Annotated in this window: 13 protein-coding genes, 2 tRNA genes and 1 pseudogene; 11 read left to right on the top strand and 5 right to left on the bottom strand. The window is 63.6% G+C overall.

What is annotated here, in order from left to right:
- Nucleotides 1-63 precede the first annotated feature (63 nt).
- The 3 genes from ACH2DW_RS08610 to ribA are packed head-to-tail and all read left to right on the top strand — an operon-like array spanning nucleotide 64 to nucleotide 3,540.
- Nucleotides 64-537: a winged helix-turn-helix transcriptional regulator gene (locus ACH2DW_RS08610; RefSeq protein ID WP_394929327.1), complete on the top strand. Its 474-nt coding sequence runs from the start codon at nucleotides 64-66 to the stop codon at nucleotides 535-537.
- A 16-nt stretch (nucleotides 538-553) separates the two neighbouring features.
- Entirely contained in the window at nucleotides 554-2,938 is a 2,385-nt protein-coding gene (gene cofH, locus ACH2DW_RS08605; protein ID WP_394929326.1) for a 5-amino-6-(D-ribitylamino)uracil--L-tyrosine 4-hydroxyphenyl transferase CofH, read from the top strand.
- A complete protein-coding gene (ribA, locus tag ACH2DW_RS08600; RefSeq protein ID WP_394929325.1) occupies nucleotides 2,935-3,540 on the top strand; it encodes a GTP cyclohydrolase II in 606 nt (201 codons plus the stop codon). The genes cofH and ribA overlap by 4 nt, the downstream gene beginning before the upstream one ends.
- A gap of 36 nt (nucleotides 3,541-3,576) precedes the next feature.
- Here the strand turns inward: ribA and ribD are convergent, their stop codons facing one another.
- Nucleotides 3,577-4,560, bottom strand: coding sequence for a bifunctional diaminohydroxyphosphoribosylaminopyrimidine deaminase/5-amino-6-(5-phosphoribosylamino)uracil reductase RibD (gene ribD, locus ACH2DW_RS08595; protein WP_394929324.1), 984 nt, complete (start codon nucleotides 4,558-4,560; stop codon nucleotides 3,577-3,579).
- 85 nt (nucleotides 4,561-4,645) lie between these two features.
- Here ribD and ACH2DW_RS08590 point away from each other — a divergent pair, with 85 nt between their 5' ends.
- Nucleotides 4,646-5,296, top strand: a complete 651-nt coding sequence (locus ACH2DW_RS08590) for a nitroreductase (RefSeq protein WP_394929323.1) — start codon at nucleotides 4,646-4,648, stop codon at nucleotides 5,294-5,296.
- Nucleotides 5,297-5,302: 6 nt separating this feature from the next.
- Here ACH2DW_RS08590 and ACH2DW_RS08585 read toward each other — a convergent pair whose 3' ends face one another.
- Complete coding sequence (locus ACH2DW_RS08585) at nucleotides 5,303-6,298, bottom strand: M14 family metallopeptidase (protein WP_394929322.1); 996 nt, start codon at nucleotides 6,296-6,298, stop codon at nucleotides 5,303-5,305.
- A gap of 81 nt (nucleotides 6,299-6,379) precedes the next feature.
- On the opposite strand from ACH2DW_RS08585, the gene ACH2DW_RS08580 reads away from it, so the two are divergent.
- Nucleotides 6,380-7,636 carry an acyl-CoA dehydrogenase family protein gene (locus ACH2DW_RS08580; protein WP_394929321.1) on the top strand — a complete coding sequence of 419 codons (1,257 nt, stop codon included), beginning with the start codon at nucleotides 6,380-6,382 and terminating at the stop codon, nucleotides 7,634-7,636.
- A 59-nt stretch (nucleotides 7,637-7,695) separates the two neighbouring features.
- Here ACH2DW_RS08580 and ACH2DW_RS08575 read toward each other — a convergent pair whose 3' ends face one another.
- On the bottom strand, nucleotides 7,696-8,070 hold the full coding sequence (locus tag ACH2DW_RS08575) for a DUF2237 family protein (protein WP_394929320.1): 375 nt from the start codon (nucleotides 8,068-8,070) through the stop codon (nucleotides 7,696-7,698).
- 149 nt (nucleotides 8,071-8,219) lie between these two features.
- Here ACH2DW_RS08575 and ACH2DW_RS08570 point away from each other — a divergent pair.
- The 6 genes and pseudogenes from ACH2DW_RS08570 to ACH2DW_RS08545 form a co-directional block, all read left to right on the top strand.
- Nucleotides 8,220-10,973, top strand: a pseudogene (locus ACH2DW_RS08570) (NAD-glutamate dehydrogenase domain-containing protein); the annotation flags it as partial.
- Entirely contained in the window at nucleotides 10,912-13,029 is a 2,118-nt protein-coding gene (locus ACH2DW_RS08565; RefSeq protein ID WP_394929319.1) for an NAD-glutamate dehydrogenase domain-containing protein, read from the top strand. The pseudogene ACH2DW_RS08570 and the gene ACH2DW_RS08565, both read left to right, overlap by 62 nt.
- A gap of 63 nt (nucleotides 13,030-13,092) precedes the next feature.
- Nucleotides 13,093-14,529 carry a glutamate--tRNA ligase gene (gene gltX, locus ACH2DW_RS08560; protein WP_394929318.1) on the top strand — a complete coding sequence of 479 codons (1,437 nt, stop codon included), beginning with the start codon at nucleotides 13,093-13,095 and terminating at the stop codon, nucleotides 14,527-14,529.
- A gap of 13 nt (nucleotides 14,530-14,542) precedes the next feature.
- On the top strand, nucleotides 14,543-15,214 hold the full coding sequence (locus tag ACH2DW_RS08555) for a YdcF family protein (protein ID WP_394929317.1): 672 nt from the start codon (nucleotides 14,543-14,545) through the stop codon (nucleotides 15,212-15,214).
- Nucleotides 15,215-15,328: 114 nt separating this feature from the next.
- Nucleotides 15,329-15,403: transfer RNA gene (locus ACH2DW_RS08550), tRNA-Gln, on the top strand.
- Between the two features lie 148 nt (nucleotides 15,404-15,551).
- A tRNA-Glu gene (locus ACH2DW_RS08545) sits at nucleotides 15,552-15,627 on the top strand.
- A gap of 86 nt (nucleotides 15,628-15,713) precedes the next feature.
- Here the strand turns inward: ACH2DW_RS08545 and ACH2DW_RS08540 are convergent.
- Entirely contained in the window at nucleotides 15,714-16,826 is a 1,113-nt protein-coding gene (locus ACH2DW_RS08540) for a LysM peptidoglycan-binding domain-containing protein (RefSeq protein ID WP_394929316.1), read from the bottom strand.
- 118 nt (nucleotides 16,827-16,944) lie between these two features.
- Complete coding sequence (locus ACH2DW_RS08535; RefSeq protein ID WP_394929315.1) at nucleotides 16,945-18,123, bottom strand: MFS transporter; 1,179 nt, start codon at nucleotides 18,121-18,123, stop codon at nucleotides 16,945-16,947.
- Nucleotides 18,124-18,222: the final 99 nt, after the last annotated feature.

Genomic DNA, 18,222 nt, shown 5'->3' with positions numbered 1-18,222 from the left:
GTGGCGTGAGTTCGTAATGCGGACCGACTTGGTTCTGAATGTGAACTCACCTATGGTTTGGCGATGGCGAAGTTCGACGAGCGCGACGATCGTGAGGCGAACCAGGATGACCGGGCGTGCTCGATTCAGGACAGCCTCGACATCCTGGGCGATCGATGGACGATCCTGATCATGCGTGATGCATTCCGCGGCGTCCGTCGTTTCGACGACTTTCGACGTGACCTCGACATTGCTCGACCGGTGCTCACCGAGCGACTCAAGCGACTTGTCGTGGCGGGCGTGCTCGATCGCCGGTTGTACTGCGAGCGTCCCCCGCGCTACGAGTACCGGCTCACCCCGATGGGTGCGGCGCTGTCGCCGACGCTGGTCGCCCTGATGCGCTGGGGAGATGAGTGGCTGACTGACGAACCGCCGACCGTCCTTGTGCACGAAACGTGCGGCGAGCCACTCGACCAGGCCTTCGTCTGCTGGCACTGCGACGAGACCTTCACGCAATCCGCCATCGCGAGCCGACCCGGCTTGACGCCCACCACCTGACCGACCGGAGAACCTCATGACCACTGCGCATCACGCCGCCACTGACCATCCGCTGCTCCACGAACCACTGCAGGACCTGATGGCCCTGGCCGCGGCACGTCGCGACGAGTCGTTTGGTACACGCATCACGTACAGCCCGAAGGTGTTCATCCCGCTCACCCGGCTGTGCAACGACACGTGCGGGTACTGCACGTTTGCACAACCGCCCGCTCGGGTAGAGCAGCTCTTTCTGGAAGCGGACGATGTCCTCAAGATCGCTCGTCAGGGAGCGCGGCAGGGCTGCCACGAAGCGCTGTTCACGCTCGGGGAACGCCCAGAAGATCGCTACGAGGTGGCCCGCGACTGGTTGAGTGAACGCGGCTACGACTCGACCGTGCATTACGTGGCAGAAATGGCGAAGTTGGTCCTCGCTGAGACTGGATTGCTGCCGCATGCCAACTGTGGGGCATTGTCCGCTGACGAACTTGCCCGGCTCCGGCCGTTCTCGCCGAGTCAGGGAATGATGATCGAATCGGTCAATCCTGATCTGGAAGCACACCGCAACGCGCCCGACAAGGTGCCGGCCCGTCGGCTCGCCACGCTTGAGGCGGCTGGGGAATTGTCCATTCCGTTCACGACCGGCATCCTCGTCGGAATTGGTGACAACCGAGCCGATCAGCTCGCTGGTCTCGAAGCGATTGCGGCGAGCCATCGCCGTCACGGACACGTCCAAGAAGTGATCGTGCAGAACTTCCTGCCGAAGCTTCGTACTGCAATGAAAGGCGTGCAGGCCTGTCCATCCGACGATTACCTGTGGACGTTGGCGGCAGCCCGTCTGGTGCTGCCTGCTGACGTGCATCTGCAAGCACCGCCGAACCTGTCTGATGACTTTGGTTCGCTGATCGATGCCGGCATCGACGACTGGGGCGGCGTCTCACCAGTCACCGCTGACCACGTCAATCCGGAGCGCCCATGGCCCGATCTGGACCGGCTGCGCGAAGTGACAGAACGCCGTGGCCACGTCCTGGCCCCACGCCTCACGATCTACCCGGAGTACGTCCGTGATCGCGATCGCTGGCTCGACTCCGCCCTCCACTTCCCGGTGATGGACCGCGCCGACTCGGAGTGGCTCGGCCGCGATGACCCCGGCCAGATCTGGCCTGAGAAGACCACGGCGGCTGACACCGTGGCGGATGGCGCAGAGTTCGTGCTCGTCGGGCACCGCTCGACAGTGTGGTACTCGGGCGCGGACAATCCGCCGCCGGTGCTGATCCCCGCCCCAGATCTGCCCATTCGTGGTCCGGTGGCCGAGGTGCTGGCCGGGATCGAGGCTGGTCAAGAGCCGAGCACGGACGAGATTGTCACACTGTTCGGCGCTCGTGGGCCCGAAGCAGTCGCCGTGATGAGCGCTGCTGACCGGATGCGCCAAGAACTCGTCGGGGACACCCTGACCTGGGTGGCCAACCGCAACATCAACTACACGAATGTCTGCACGTTCAAGTGCAAGTTCTGTGGCTTCTCGAAGGGTCCGCTGTCGCTCAACCTGCGCGGCACGCCGTATCTCCTCACCCTCGATGACATTGCGGAGCGAGCCAAGGAAGGCTGGGACCTGGGGGCCACTGAAGTGACCCTGCAGGGCGGCATCCACCCGAATTTCGACGGCGACTATTACATCGACGTCACCAAGGCGGTGAAGGACGCGGTGCCGGACATGCATGTGCATGGCTTCACTGCACTCGAAGTCACCGAAGGCGCCAAGCGGCTCGATGAAGATCTGGTCACCTACCTCACTCGGCTCAAGGAGGCAGGGCTCGCATCGTTGCCCGGCACCGCAGCTGAGATCCTCGACGACGACATTCGGGCCATCCTGTGCCCCGACAAGATCAATACCCAAGAATGGCTCGATGCGCACCGAGCGGCGCACTCGATTGGTCTGCACTCGAACGTCACGATCATGTACGGCGCTGTCGAGGAGCCGATCCACTGGGCGCGACACCTGGTTCTGACCCGCGATCTGCAGAAAGAGAACGTGGCAGCCGGCCGCGTCGGGTTCACCGAGTTCGTTGGTCTTCCGTTCGTGCACATGGCATCGCCGATTTACCTCCAACGCAAGGCCCGGCGCGGCCCAACGTTCCGCGAAAACGTGTTGATGCACTCGGTCGCCCGCCTCGCGTACGGCGCCCTGATCCCGAACATCCAGGCGAGCTGGGTGAAGATCGGTCTCTCGGGCACGTCGCAGATGATGCACGCCGGGTGCAACGACCTCGGCGGCACCCTGATGGACGAGAACATCTCGCGGGCCGCCGGGGCAAGCCACGGCCAGGAGATGACCGTGCAGGGTTTCCGTGAGTTTGCCGAATCGATTGGTCGGCCGCTGGAGCAGCGCACGACCGGATACGGGCGAGTTGAGCAGCCCGCATGATGCTCGTCGAACGGGTCGGTGATGCTCGGTTGCCGACCGACGTCGACACGTTTCGCATCGTCTCCTACCGGGCGGTCGACGGCCACGAGCATGTGGCGCTGATCGGTGGCGACCCAGCTGCTGCGGCATCGCAACCCGTGCTCGTCCGCCTGCACAGTGAGTGTCTGACCGGTGATGTGCTCGGGTCGGCGAAGTGTGACTGTGGCCAGCAACTCGCTGCAGCGAAGCACTCGATCGCCGAGGAAGCCGCAGCGGGGCGGGCCGGCGTCATTGTGTACTTACGCGGCCACGAGGGTCGGGGTATCGGGCTCGCCAACAAGATCCGCGCCTACGAATTGCAGGACCAGGGACTCGACACCGTCGACGCGAACACGGCGCAAGGCCTACCGGTCGATGCTCGTCGATACGACGTCGCGGCAGCAATTCTCGCGGATCTCGGTGTGGCCTCGGTCCGACTGATCAGCAACAACCCGGCCAAGGCGTCCGGCCTCGAAGAAGAGGGCATCGTGGTCGCCGAGATGGTGCCGACCGATGTTGCCCATACTGCCGAGAGTCGGGCCTATCTCGACTCGAAGCGTACACTCCTCAACCATCTCGGTTGATACGCCGAGTTGGACTGATCAGTTTCCGACGGGTACTCAGTCCAAACTGATATCGAGCCGGAGGTCGCCGCCGAGCATTGCGGTCGACAGGAATCGGCCGCGTCGCAGTTCGGCCATGGTCGGCGTGCCGGCGCCAACGAACAAGGGATGAGCGTCGTTGCCACCGAAGATCGCCGGTGCGAGATAGATCACGTAGCGGTCGACCAGACCGGCATCGTGGAACTCCGACGCAACGTTGGCACCGCCTTCGACCATGAGCTGCAGCACACCATCGGCGCCGAGCTCATCGAGCAGCTCGGGCAATGGCCCGACCCACTCTGTGCAGGGGTGCACCTTGGCATTGGTCGGTGCGGCGCCGAGCACGATGCGCCGTGGGTCAGGTCCGTCGACGAGCCGGACGGTCAGCGACGGGTCGTCGGCGCGCACCGTCCCAGCGCCGACCAAGATGGCCTGGCTCTCGGCGCGCATCTGGTGCACATCGGTGCGGGCTGCGACACCCGTGATCCACTCGCTCTCGCCATCGGGCGCAGCGGTTCGCCCGTCGACTGTCGCGGCGAGCTTGAGGATGACGTACGGCCGCCCGGTGCGGCGATGGTGGAGGTACGAGGCGAGCTGTGCGGTGATCTCATCGGCCTTCACGCCGACTCCGACGTCGATGCCCGCTGCACGAAGCTGAGCGATGCCAGCGCCCGCAACGTTGACGTCGGGGTCCTCGATGCCAATGATGACACGGCGGACACCAGCTTCGATGATGGCTTCGGTACACGGACCGGTTCGGCCGGTGTGTGCGCACGGCTCGAGGGTCGTGGCGAGGACCGCACCCGCAGCCTGAGACCCTGCCGCGTTGAGGGCGACGATCTCGGCGTGGGCCTGGCCAGGAGGTTCGGTGGCGCCGACATATGTGCTGCCGTCGGCGCTGCGGATGGCGCAGCCGACCCAGGGGTTCGGCGCGGTCAGGGTCCGAGCATTGCTTGCAGCATCGATTGCCAGCTGCATCAGTTCGCTGTCGGGCATCGGCATCACTGCATCTTTGCCGCGTGTCGGGTCATGTTCCCAACGCGCCCTTGATTCGCCCGCAAGGCCCGCCGGTCGCCAGACTCATCTCATGGATGTCACCGAAGCAGTCACGCGACGCAAGTCGATCCGTGCGTTCCTCCCCGATCCAGTGAGCGACGAGAAGATTGCGGAGCTCCTGACGACAGCATCGCGCTCACCGTCAGGCGGAAACGTCCAGCCGTGGCGGATCTACGTCGTCAACGGTGCGTCGATGCAACGCTTCCGCGAGTTCCTGTCGACCCGCCAGCCGGGACCGCCGGCCTATGACATCTATCCACCGAGTCTCCCCGAGCCCTATCGCTCGTCGCGATACAAGATTGGTGAGGACATGTACGCGTCAATCGGCGTGACGCGCGAGGACAAGGCCGGTCGACTCGGGCAATTCGCCAAGAACCTCGACTTCTTCGGTGCACCGGCGGCGATCTTCTGCTTCGTCGACCGGATCATGGGCCCGCCACAGTGGAGCGACCTCGGGATGTTCCTGCAGACCTTCATGTTGCTCGCCCAAGAGGCAGGCCTCGATACCTGTCCGCAAGAAGCGTGGGCCGTCCACGAAGAAGCGGTCGCTGAATTTGTCGGTGCCCCCGATGGGCAGCAAATCTTCTGTGGCGTTGCCCTGGGTACCGCCGACGAGGACGCGCCGATCAACAGCGTGCAGAGCGAGCGCGAGCCGCTCGATGTTTTCGCGACCTTCGTGTAAGAAAGGTCAGCCTTCGATGGCGATGGTGAGCACCGCCGTCGCATGTGCGTTCACCTGTGCAGCTGAGAGCTCGCCGCCCGGCAGCTCGACGATGAAGGGAACGGCGTCGCTGTCCTTCTTCAGTTCGTTGCGTGCCCACGTCGCTGCGATACCGGTGTAGGTGCCACCGCCATCGCAGCACTCGGCAAGCTCGAGCGCTGTGAGTTCGGCGTAGCGAGCACGCAGACGGCCATCGCGCCCCGTACTCGGAATGATCAAGTTGGCGTCCTGGTGATACCAGATCGCGATGTCCGGTCGAAGCAGCGTGATGAACTGGACGATCGCTTGAGTTTCAGGCTCGCTCGCCGGCCCGGTTCCGGCGTACTGGCTGTCCCCGGGGCCGCCAATGGGCCCCCACTTGTATGGAAAGTTCCGGTTGAGATCGACTTCGTTGCTGTTGTGACGGTCCTGGCGAACGACGCCGTCGGGGTTCATGGTGTCGATCAGCCAGAGCTCGACATTTTCGTCGATCGCCCGCTGCCGCAGTTCGGCAACAATCTGAAGGCCGGCGTCTTCGTTGCCATGGATCACGCCGACCACGAGCACCTTGCGGCCGCCTGCTTTGCCGATGCGCTCGGCGATGATGGCCCGGCCTTCGACCGAGGTACCGATGTCGAACACCGGCGTCTCGAGCTCGATCTGCTCACCGACGCGGTCGGCCGTGTTGGTGACTCTGGCGGGAGTAGCGCTGGCGTTGCCCGTACTGATTGCGGCATCGGACACAATGGCCGGAGCGGCCACCGTTGATGTGGTGCTGGTCATTGGGACCGACGTCGGCGGCGCCGTGGTCGAGGGCGCGGTGGTCGGCGGCACGGTGGTCGGTGGCATCGTGGGCGGCGCCGCAGTGGTCGTGGGGGAGTCGGAGGAGAAGGCGTCCGGTTGGTCGTCTGCCGATGTGCACGCAACCAGCGTGAGTGCGCCCACGAGAGCGAGAAGTAGAAGGCGATGGGGGCGACGCTGCACGCTGGTGACCGTACTTGCCGTCTGGGTCTCTGTGCTGGCACAGCTCTCATCGCTGCACTCCCACCTGACACTGTGTGGCCCATGGCGATCGATTTCTCTCTCAGCCCCGAACTTGAAGAGATCCGTCTTCGGGTCCGCACCTTCGTCGCAGACATCATCAAGCCCGAGGAGCATCGGCTCGAAGGCAAAGATGCCGACGGGAACAAGGTCGGCGAACCGCTTGATGGTCGCGATCGGATCTCGGCACTGGTTGGCCTCCGCAAGGAAGCCTTCAAGGCCGGCATCTGGCTTCCCCACATGCCCGAAGAGTGGGGTGGTATGGGGCTCGGTCACGTTGAGTTGGCAATGGTCCAGGCCGAAGCCGCCAAGTCGTATTACGGACCATGGGTGTTCAACTGCCAGGCGCCAGATGAGGGCAACATGCACACCCTGCTGCACTGGGGTACCGACGAGCAGAAAGAGAAGTATTTGAAGCCGCTCTGCGCCGGCACCGTCCGGGGGTCGTGCTTCGCAATGACCGAACCCGAAGTCGCCGGCTCAGACCCCACGTTGATCCAGACCAAGGCGTATCAGGACGGTGATGAATGGGTGATCAACGGCCACAAGTGGTTCATCTCTGGTGCTCGCCGCGCGGAGTTTGCGATTCTTGTTTGTCGCACCGAGGAAAATCCGGACATCCCGCAGGCAGCGAATTCAGCGTTCATCATCGACCTGCCTCAAGAGGGATGGAACGACGTGCGCGAGGTTGAGACCATGCATGGTGGCACCGGCCACTCCGAGATCGTTATCACCGACCTGCGTGTTCACAACGATCAGATGCTGGGCGGACGAGGACAGGGTCACCTGCTCGGTCAGTACCGTCTCGGTCCGGCTCGACTGGCGCACTGCATGCGGTGGATCGCCCAGGCCGAAACGGCGCTCGACATGATGGTCGACCGGTCACTGAACAGGTTCAGCCATGGCTCGTTGCTCGCCGAGAAGCAGGGCATCCAATGGATGATCGCCGACAGCTCAATGGAGATCTATCAGGCCAAGTTGATGGTGCTCCACGCTGCATACAAGATCGACCACAAGGAAGACTTCAAGGCCGAGGTGTCGATGGCGAAGCACTTCGTCGCAAATATGCTCGGCCGGGTCATTGACCGGTCGATCCAAGTGCACGGCGCGCTCGGTTACTCGACTGATACGCCGCTGGCGCACATGTACCAACACGCCCGCTGGGCACGGTTTGCTGACGGTGCTGATGAGGTACACCAGATGCGTATCGCGCAACGCACAATCGCGGCCTACACCGACGAAGGGTCGACTCGGCGGGCCACGGGAAACCTTCCGATCTGATCAGCCACTCGCCGAGGCGCCCGCCGATGTATGCGCACACCGCGGTGTTGGCTTCCACGTCATGACCCGTCGGCCGTGACAGCGTGCTGGCGCAGCTGGGCGAGGTCGACGTATTCGAGGGTGCTGACATGTGTCGACTCGAGCACGACATCACACGCCTGTCCGGCCTCGAATGCTTCCTTCCACCGCATCGCGCACACGCACCACTGATCGCCAGGGGCGAGTCCGGCAAAGCCGTACTGCGGCATCGGCGTCGTCAGGTCGTTGCCGAGCGCGGCGGAGAACGACAGAAAGTCGGCGGTGACTCGGCCGCACACGGTGTGCATCCCCGGATCGTCGCCGCGGTTCTCGCAGCATCCTGTTCGGTAGAAGCCGGTCATCGGGTCGAATGAGCATGGCATGAGTTCGGTCCCGAGCACGTTGATCTGCTGCATGGGGCCATCCTGCACCGATCTTGGTCCGGATGTCGTATTCGCAGGTGATTCAAACAAGTTGGGGAGACGCTGATTGTCGACGGGGTACTCTGCCGCAGGGCCGGCGATGTGGATCGTGCGGCTCTCGGCAGGCGTGATCTGGGAGCGACATGGAGACGACGAACGACATTGAGCGGGCGATCGCGCTACTGAAAAGCATGGCCGAGGAGCGCCGACCAGACCTGCCTTTGCTGGGCTCATTTGTCGAGCGGTATTACCGCGGGCTGCCGGACGATGACATCGACGATCGGCCGCTCGATGAGGCCTACTCGGCCGCCATGGCTCACTTCGAAGTTGGCCGACGGCGAACCCCCGGCGAGGTCTTGGTGCGCGTGGGTACCCCGGATCTCGAGCGCGACGGCTGGGCTCCGAACCGTTCCGTGCTGATGTTCGTCACGGATGACGTTCCGTTTCTCGTCGACACCGTGCGAATGGTGCTCGACCGGCATGGTCTTGGCATCGACCTGCTTGTCCACCCGATGCTGCCGGTGCAGCGCAACGCCGACGATGAGCTTGTCGGCTTCGACCTGTTGAGCGACGGCTCCACGTCGTTCGAAGCGTGGACGCAGATTCAGCTTGATCGCTGCAGCCCTGAACTGGAGCGGCGAGTCGAAGCAGATGTCCGCCTGGCGATTGATGACGTGATGCAGGTCGTCCGCGATTTTCCCGAGATGCGTTCCCGGCTCGCAGTGTTGGCCGACGGCGTTGCACGGCAGGCTGACCTGCTCAGCTGGTTTGCCGACCAACACTTCGTCTTTCTCGGCGCGGCGTCCTATGAGCGGACCGTCGACACCGTGGGGACGCCATCCCTGACATTGGTGGCCGACAGCGAACTTGGGGAGTACCGCCCATCAGCCTCGCTCGATGCCGGTGCCGTGTGGCCGCCGTCGAAGCCGGGGAACCCGGTCGACGAGCCGGTGGTGATTGCGCGCACCGCGGCCTTGGCCACGATTCATCGGGCGACTCGGATGACCTCGATCGCCGTTCGTGTTGCATCCGGTACTGACGGGTCGGTGATTGAGCATCGCTTCATCGGACTTCTCGGCAGCGGCGCGTACCGAGAGAGCGTGTTCGCAATCCCCGTGCTGGGCGACCGTGCGACCGCTGTACTGAATCTGTCGGGCGCAACGGCGGTCAGTCACACTGGGCGGGCCATCAAGAATGTTGTTGAGACGCTGCCCAGAGATCTGCTCTTCGAACTCGACAGGAACATGCTGGCCGAGCTGGTGATCGACATCGTCGGCTTGCAAGAACGTCGCATCGTTCGCGTCTTCGATGTCGCTGAACCGGTCGGTGATTTCACGACCGTGCTCGTGTACTTGCCGAAGGCTCGCTTCGAGTCCGGGTTGCAGGAGCGAGTGGCTGCGCTCGTGGAGCGGCATGCTGGCGGGAAAGTGCGCGACGTGAGCAGCCTGGTCGAGTCAAGTTCGCTGGCGCGTATCTCGATGACCGTGTCAGCGTCCGAAGGACTTGACCTCGACCGTCTCAGTGAGCAGATCGATCAGGAAACAGCGTCGTGGTCCGAGCGCACGCGGACGGCGTTGATCGAGTCGCTTGGCGACACGCAGGGTCGTCACGTGTTCGAGGTCGTGCGTCATGCCGTCCCGCGGGCGTACAAGTCGCGTGTCGGCCCGGCTGCTGCGGTGGGTGACATGGTGAAGGTCGCCCGGCTTATCGAGGCACCGGTCGACGACATCGGCCTGTCGGATCTCCTTGAGACGTCGTTGTCGCGCTCCATCGACGGTCCAGCAGACGAGTGGAGATTCAGAATCTTCCGGCGCGGTGTGTCGGCAACGATTGCGGATCTGGTGCCATTGCTTGGCCACCTTGGGTTGCATGCTGTCGACGAGCACCCCGCGGTCTTCGTCAGTGATGTCGGACCGATCTATCTGTACGACATCGGGGTGCGCTTGCCGACCCCACCTCACGCGTCGACGGCAGAGCTTGCCGAACGGCAGCATGGCGAAGTGCAGCGGGCATTCCGCGCACTGGTGCGCGGCGAGGTCGAGGCCGATGGCTTGAACCAGTTGGTGCTGGTTGCCGATCTGTCTGTTCGTCAAGTTGCTGTGCTCCGGTGCTACAGCCGCTACCTGCAGCAGGCCGGGTATCCGTTCAGTCAGGCGTACATCGAGGAGGTGCTGGTCCGCCACGCTTCGATTTCGCACAGCCTTGCGGCGCTGTTCGACGCACGCTTCGATGCTTCGAGTGAGCCGCCTCCCGCTGAATCGCCCATGCTGGCCAACGCGACCCGCGCTGATATTCAGCGACGGCTGGATGAGGTGCCCTCGCTTGATGACGATCGGATCTGTCGAGCACTGCTGACGTTGATCGATGCGACCTCGCGGACCAACGCGTTCCAGCGTGATGCGGCCGGGAGGCTGTCCGAGGAGATCGCCGTCAAGCTTGATGCGCAGTCGATTCCGTTCCTGCCCGAGCCGCGGCCGATGTTCGAGATCTTCGTGTGCTCGCCCAAGGTCGAAGGCGTCCACCTTCGTGCTGGCCGGGTCGCTCGTGGCGGGCTGCGTTGGAGCGACCGTCGCGAGGATTACCGCACTGAGGTGCTCGGGTTGGTCAAAGCGCAGATGGTCAAGAACGCAGTCATCGTTCCGGTCGGGGCCAAGGGTGGTTTCGTCGTGAAGCAGCCGACAGCTGCTGCGAGCGACCGCGACGCCGTACGTGCCGAGGGTGTGGATCGATACCGGCGTTTCGTGCGGTCGCTGCTCGATGTCACCGACAATCTGGTGATGGTCGATGGCGAGTCAACCGTGGTGCACCCTCTCAACACTGTGATCTACGACGCGGATGATCCCTATCTCGTGGTCGCTGCGGACAAGGGCACAGCGACGTTCAGCGACATCGCCAACGAGATCGCCATCGATGCCGGGTTCTGGCTGGCCGATGCTTTCGCATCGGGGGGGGAGCAACGGCTACGACCACAAGGCGATGGGCATCACCGCTCGTGGCGCCTGGGAGAGTGTGCGTCGCCACTCCCGGGTCATCGGCAAAGACGTCGACACCGACGAGCTCACCGCGGCAGGCGTGGGCGACATGTCGGGCGACGTGTTCGGCAACGGGATGTTGTTGTCGCCTCACATCAAGTTGGTTGCCGCATTCGATCACCGCGACGTCTTTCTTGATCCCAACCCGGACCCGGCGACGTCGTTCGCGGAACGACAGCGGTTGTTTGAGCTGCCACGATCGAGCTGGGCCGACTACGACACCGCACTGCTCTCGCGCGGCGGAGGGGTGCATCCGCGGTCCTCAAAGTCGATTCCTATCACCGACGAGGTGCGCCACGCCCTCGACCTCAGCGAAGGGGTCACCGAACTTCGGCCGGACGAGCTGTTGACGTCGATCCTCTGTGCACCGGTGGATCTGCTGTGGAACGGTGGCATCGGCACGTACGTCAAGGCGAGCAGTGAGTCCCACGAAGCGGTCGGCGACCGAGCCAACGATGCAATTCGTGTCGACGCTCATCAGTTGCGGTGCCGCATCGTCGGCGAGGGCGGCAACCTCGGACTGACCCAGCTGGCACGCGTCGAGTACGCGTTGGCTGGCGGGCTGATCTACACCGATGCCATCGACAACTCCGCTGGGGTCGACTGCAGCGACCACGAGGTCAACATCAAGATCGCGCTGGCGCAACTCGTCGCCGACGGCGTCCTGACTGAGATCCAGCGCAATGAACTGCTGGTCGAGATGACTGACGAGGTTGCCGAGCTGGTGCTCGATGACAACCGCGCGCAGACGTTGGCGCTCATGATTGCGCGCACGCAGTCCCGGTCAATGGTCAACGTCCACGCCCGGTATCTCGACGTACTCGAAGCCGCGGGGCACCTCGACCGGGCTCTGGAGGACCTACCGAACGACAAGCAGATCGCGGAACGCCAGAGTGCAGGCAGTGGGCTCCGCGCTCCGGAGTTCGCCGTCATGATCGCGTCGACGAAGAATGTCGACATCGCTGAGATCCTGGCCACTGACCTCCCTGACGATCCGGTCCTGGTCGCCGATCTCCTCGGCTACTTTCCCAGCGCGCTGCGTGAGCAGCACCCGTCGGTGCTGCTCAACCATCGTCTGCGACGAGAGATCATCACCACTGACCTGGTGAACAACATGGTCAATCTCGCAGGCATTTCCTTTGACCATCGCATGAGCGAACAATCGGGTGCGTCAGTCGCTGATGTGACTCGGGCCTTCCTCGCATCGCGGGAGATCGTCCGCTTCCGTGAACTGTGGGCTGATGTGGAGGCCCTTGGCAGCAGTATCGACCTTGAGACACAGATCAGTCTGTTCCTCGACGTTCGTCGGATGGCCGAGCGCGTCACGACCTGGTTGCTGAGACGACGTCCGGCCCCACTCGATATCAGTGCAGCCATCAACGATTTCGGAGAGGGCTTCGCGGCGCTCGCCGAATCACTTGACGACATGGTCGACGGCCGCGCTGACCAAGACATTGAGCGTCTGTGTGAGGAGCGCGAAGCCGCCGGCGTACCAGGTGAGCTCGCTCGGCGTTCTGCGAAATGGCCGTGGCTCCATACCAGCTTGGACGTCATCGAGGTGGCACGCCGTGAGGGCAGCGATGTGCTCGAAACCGGCGTTGCCTACTGGGCCGTCTTCGAGGCGTTCGACATCGGTTGGTTGTGGGATGGCATTGGCAACCTGCCGCGGTCCGATCGTTGGCAGACCCAGGCCCGAGCCTCGCTCCGCGACGACCTGATGACGGTGCTCGCCGACCTGACCGGCACCGTGATCAGAACGGCTGGTGGCTCGCCGCTGGAATGGATCAAGGCGAACGAGGCTGCGGTCAGCCGTGTGATGGACATGGAGACTGAGATTCGTCGTGCCGAGGCGTTTGATCTGACCACCTTGTCGGTGGCATTGCGTCAACTCCGCAATCTCACGGTGACCGCGACGGGCTGACTGTGTGAGCCGATCCGATGTGCCCTGCTCGTTTGATCGGAGCGGGATAGCGTCGACGGGACGATGAACGAACACACCTCACGGCCCGGTCCGCGCTTCCGATTCGCCCCCTCGCCGACCGGCTTCTTCCATGTCGGCGGTGCGCGGACAGCCCTGATGAACTGGGCGCTGGCGCAACGCCTGGGTGGCACGTTCGTGCTGCGGATCGAAGACACAGACGAAGCCCGCAACCGGCCCGAATGGACTGAGGGCATCATTGACGCGCTGGCCTGGATCGGGATCTCCGACTCCGATGAGCACTTTGAAGGCCCACATTTTCAGAGTGCCAACGCTGATGCCCACATCGCCGCAGCGCAGCGGCTCTTCGAATCTGGCGCGGCGTACTACTGCGACCTCAGTGGGCAAGAGGTACAGGACCGCGCCAAGGAACTCGGCATCACCGGGTACGACGGCTACTCCCGCGACCGCGGACTTGAGCCGGGACCCGGCCGAGTGCTTCGATTCCGTGTTCCTGATGGGATCACCGTCGTGAGCGATCTGGTGCGCGGCGATGTGTCGTTCGACAATGAGACAATCGAAGACTTCGTCTTACTGCGCGGCAACGGCGCCCCGATGTTCCTACTCGCCAACGTGGTCGACGACGTTGAGATGGCGATCAGCCACGTGGTGCGTGCCGAAGAGCATCTGCCAAACACCCCGAAACAGCAGATGTTGTGGGACGCACTGGGTCACGCTCCGCCAGCCTGGGCGCACGTACCGGTGCTGGTCAACGAGCAGCGCAAGAAGTTGTCGAAGCGGCGCGACAAGGTGGCCCTTGAGCAGTACCGCGATGAGGGCTTTCTGGCCGATGCGATGGTCAACTACCTCATGACGCTTGGTTGGACACCGCCGGGCGCTGAGGAAGCGGGCAGTGAGATCGTGTCGTGGGCCAGCATCGAGGCCGACTTTGCTCTGGAGGACGTGAATCTGTCACCGGCGTTCTTCGATGTGAAGAAGCTCACGGCCTTCAATAAGCAGTACATCAAGAACATGGACGCCGCGGCGTATCTCGCTGCAGCATCGGCCGAGCTGCCCGACGATTGGGATCGGAATCGCTTCGCCGCGATCGCACCGCACATCCAGGAGCGGCTCGAAACGCTCAAGGACGTGCCAGGTACCGTCGACTTTCTGTTCTGGCCGCAAGGCGAGGGCGCCCCACCGATCGAGTATGACGACGCAGCGTGGGACAAGGCTGTCAAGCCCGAGTGGGCCGCAGCGCTGTTGGCCGATGTCATCGCGGCCTACGGCGCCGTCGGGTCATGGGATCATGAGACGCTGAAAGCCTCGATGGAAGACCTGATGGTCCGGTACGAAATCAAGCTCGGCAAGGCGCAGGCGTTGCCACGCGTTGCCGTGACCGGCAGGGCAGTTGGCCCACCCTTGTTCGAGGCGCTTGAGGTGCTCGGACGTGATGAGACGATCCGACGGCTGACTGCAGCCGCAGATCGATTGACCGGCTGAGCACGGCGCTCCGATGGGAGACACACCGGCCGATGGCACACCGACAGCAGCGAAGCGTCGACCGCGCTCGCGACTTCGGCGGCCGCTGACGGTTGGACTGGTCGTGGCCGCCCTCCTGGCCGGCTACTACTGCGTGTCGCTGTGGCAGGTGCGGTCTGCTGGTAGGTCTGACCAAGCTCGACAAGTCGACGCCATCGTCGTGATGGGCGCTGCGCAGTACGACGGTCGACCATCGCCGCAACTTGCTGCTCGGCTTGACCACGTCGCCGCGCTGTGGCCCGAGGGACTTGCGCCGCTGGTTGTGGTGACTGGTGGGAACCAACCCGGTGATCGCTTCACCGAAGCCGACGCGTCGGCTGCGTATCTCATCGAACGCGGGGTGCCTGACAGCGCAATTCTCCGTGAAGACCGCGGCTCGACGTCGTACGAATCGCTTGAGCGAGCCAAGGCGCTGCTCGACGAACGATCTGTTGGCATTCACTCCGTGCTGGTTGTCACCGATCCGTACCACACCCTGCGGAGCAAGCTGATTGCCGAAGAGATCGGTTTGACGGCCTACGGGTCGCCGACCCCGACCTCGGTCGTCACGGGCGCACGGTCGCTCGAACGTCATGTGTGGGAAGCCGGGGGAGTGGCGATCGGGCGCCTCACCGGGTTCCGGTGGCTGAGCGACGTCACTGATTGACGCGGCATCCGAAGGTGCCCGCCGAACGTGTGTGGGCGCCCGGCCCGACCGCCGATATGCTCTGCACCCGCACCGGTCGTGATGGTCCCCTCGGGGAACAGAACGGCTCACCGGTGGGGCGTGGTGTAATTGGTAACACAGCAGTTTCTGGTACTGTCGTTGGGGGTTCAAGTCCTCCCGCCCCAACCATTCGACGCCGAGTCGCGAGCAATCGCGAGTCGGCGTTCGTCGTTTTCCGTTGGTCATCGGTGGCATGTTCTCGGGTGTGAACGTCGGTGGCCCGCTGCTATCGTCGGGGGCCGCAGCGCCACCCTCGTGGCAAGGCGCTGAGCAGCAGGTCCCGTTCGTCTAGCGGCCTAGGACTCCACCCTCTCAAGGTGGCGGCACGGGTTCGAATCCCGTACGGGATGCCAATCGAAAGAACAAAGAGGCCCTCTTCGGAGGGCCTCTTTGCGTGATGGCGGCTGACGCAGCGTGTCCTGCTGAAGGGAACGCTTGATCAGGCGCTGTCGACGTAGCGGCGGACCACGGCGATCGTGCTCATTGCCGGCATGGGACCGACCCGGACAGGGATGCCGGTTCCGACGGCCTGAATCCACGTCGTCGACGTGACCGCGATGCCGACGTGGTTGATCGTGTCGCTGCCCCGGCGGGCCTGGAAGACCAGGTCGCCAGGCTGAATCGGTTCATTCCGAAAGTCGACGCTCGTTCCCTGTCGGGCCTGCCATGCGCTGTAGTGGACCAGCTTGACTCCGACCTGTCGGTAGGCCGCGAGGCTCAGGCCGGAACAATCGAATGCGTCCGGCCCCTTGGCGAAGAAGCGGTACGGCTTGCCAACTTGGGCGAGCGCGTAGTTGACCACTGCGGCGGCGCCGGTGGCACCGCTGGCGGCGGGTTGTCGACTCGTCGGCGCCGACGGGCCGACAGCGGACGTCTCGGTTGCGCCGCTCGGGAGACTCAACTGCATTCCGGGCAAGATCAGGCTGGTGGTCGACATCTGGTTGACTTTGATGAACGACGCCAGCGAAACCCTGTACCGGGACGCGATACCGCTCAACGTGTCGCCCGCCCGTACCGTGTGGGTCGCACTCGAATGGCTTGACGGCTTCGGCGACGTTGCTGCCGGTGATGGCGATGGTGATGGTGATGGTGATGGCGAGGTGCTGGTGACGCCGTTCGGGAGACTCAGCTGCATGCCGGGCATGATCAGGCTGGTGGTCGACATCTGGTTCACTTTCATGAACGAGGCCAGCGAAACTCGGTGGCGCCTCGCGATTCCACTCAGGGTGTCCCCCCAGCGCACCTCGTAGGTGCCGCCGACCTGCACGGTCGATGACGAGGTCGGTGTGCTGGTTGACGATGCCGGCGCCCCAGTCGACGAGGGAATGTCGAGCTGTTGGCCCGGCAGGATCAGGCTGGTGAGCCGCAGGTTGTTGGAGCGCAGCAACTCAGAGAGTCGGATGCCCGACCGAGAGGCGATGCCGATCAGGGTGTCGCCCTCGGCCACGACGTAGGTCTGGCCGTCCTCAGCGTGGGTGGCCGTGGGCAGGGCGAGCCCACCAACGCCGATCCCCAACGCGACGACGAATGCAAGACGACGAAATACAGTCATGGATCTTCATCGACGCTCTTGAGGAAAACTTGACGACCTTTTGAGAAATTCTCAAAAAGGGCTCTCAACGGGGTCCGCCGAAGCCCGCCTGGATGTCAACCTTGACGTTGATCCTCGCTCACGCGCCGACGATGTCGCGGCGTGACGCTGCAAGCACGACAAGGCTGCAACCAGCGGCGACGACCGAGACCCCGATCAGCACCCCCGATGTTGAGCTCAGGTCGGCCAGTGTTGTGATGAGTAATGGCATCGCCATACCGGGGTAGGCCATGAGATAAAAGCTCGAGGTCAGCGACCCTCGTCGAGCGTCGTCCGCCATGACTCCAATCAGCGACAGGCAGGCCACCATGATGGTGCCCGATGCCGCTCCGAGAAGTGGCGCGGCGATGAGTACGAGAGGCCACAGGTCGGCTGCGAACGCCACGGTCCCGACGATGTAGCCAGCGGTGCCCATCGCCATACCGAGCGGTAGGGCCGCTCGAGGACCGATGCGAACGACGAGTGGGCGAGACAGAAGCCCCGACCAAGCGGTCAGTGCTCCCGCTGCAGCAGCAACCCCGACATCGCTGACGCCAATGGAGTCGCCGACCAGCACGGGAAAGAGGGCAAACCCGGCCGACGGGAAGCCGAAGACCCAGATGGCTGCGGGCACAATGACAACGACAAAGGCTTGTCTTGCGGCTGGTGGCACGCCAAGCGACACGCGAATTCTCTGGCCAGCGTCGGCTGGATGCGTCTCAGGAACCCGGAGCATCAGGCCGATGACCGCCAACGAGGCCGCCGCATGGACGGCGAAAGCGAACACGAGGGGACTGGGCACCAGCCAGAACATCAGAGCCGAGATCACCGGTCCGATGCCAAATCCCGCGTACGTGACCAGAGTGATCCGCACCGCAGCCCGCTGCTCTTCTCCGGGCCCGTACAGTTCAAGGAGCCAAGCTGTCCCGACGCCCAGCACGGCGCCGCTGACGACGCCGAGCAAGAACCGGCCGAACAAGAGCCAGACGAATTCATCGCGACCGACGATCATCACCAGTGACGCAATGCCAGATAGCGCCGTCATCGGCAACACAATTGGTCGTCTGCCAAACCGGTCCGACATCGGACCGGCCAGCAACAACGCCGCGATGATGCCGACGACGTAGAAGACGAAAATCGCAACAGTGGCAGATTCCGTGAGGTTCAGGCGCCGACGGTATTCGACGAGAAATGGCGTCGAGACATTGGTGCCGTAGGCCACGACGAAAATTCCAGCCGTCAAGGCATTGCGTTGACCGGATGTCGCGCGTGACCTCACCGCTGCAAGCTATGCGGTGGCGATGTCCCGAAGAGTCAGCGGCGCCAGAAGTAGGCGTCGCGAGTATTTGTTTCGAGTGCCTGTTGGCTCGGAGTGCTC

The organism is uncultured Ilumatobacter sp., assembly GCF_963980585.1.
Taxonomy (GTDB): Bacteria; Actinomycetota; Acidimicrobiia; order Acidimicrobiales; family Ilumatobacteraceae; genus Ilumatobacter_A.
Note: the sequence above shows the minus strand (reverse complement) of the source record. Positions and strands in the feature narration are given on the sequence as shown.

Excerpts from the sequence above, each read along its gene's own strand:
- ACH2DW_RS08610 (WP_394929327.1), top strand. The coding sequence starts at position 64 with ATGGCGAAGTTCGACGAGCGCGACGATCGTGAGGCGAACCAGGATGAC.
- cofH (WP_394929326.1), top strand. The coding sequence starts at position 554 with ATGACCACTGCGCATCACGCCGCCACTGACCATCCGCTGCTCCACGAA.
- ribA (WP_394929325.1), top strand. The coding sequence starts at position 2,935 with ATGATGCTCGTCGAACGGGTCGGTGATGCTCGGTTGCCGACCGACGTC.
- ribD (WP_394929324.1), bottom strand. The coding sequence starts at position 4,560 with ATGCCGATGCCCGACAGCGAACTGATGCAGCTGGCAATCGATGCTGCA.
- ACH2DW_RS08590 (WP_394929323.1), top strand. The coding sequence starts at position 4,646 with ATGGATGTCACCGAAGCAGTCACGCGACGCAAGTCGATCCGTGCGTTC.
- ACH2DW_RS08580 (WP_394929321.1), top strand. The coding sequence starts at position 6,380 with ATGGCGATCGATTTCTCTCTCAGCCCCGAACTTGAAGAGATCCGTCTT.
- ACH2DW_RS08575 (WP_394929320.1), bottom strand. The coding sequence starts at position 8,070 with ATGCAGCAGATCAACGTGCTCGGGACCGAACTCATGCCATGCTCATTC.
- ACH2DW_RS08565 (WP_394929319.1), top strand. The coding sequence starts at position 10,912 with ATGATCCCTATCTCGTGGTCGCTGCGGACAAGGGCACAGCGACGTTCA.
- gltX (WP_394929318.1), top strand. The coding sequence starts at position 13,093 with ATGAACGAACACACCTCACGGCCCGGTCCGCGCTTCCGATTCGCCCCC.
- ACH2DW_RS08555 (WP_394929317.1), top strand. The coding sequence starts at position 14,543 with ATGGGAGACACACCGGCCGATGGCACACCGACAGCAGCGAAGCGTCGA.
- ACH2DW_RS08540 (WP_394929316.1), bottom strand. The coding sequence starts at position 16,826 with ATGACTGTATTTCGTCGTCTTGCATTCGTCGTCGCGTTGGGGATCGGC.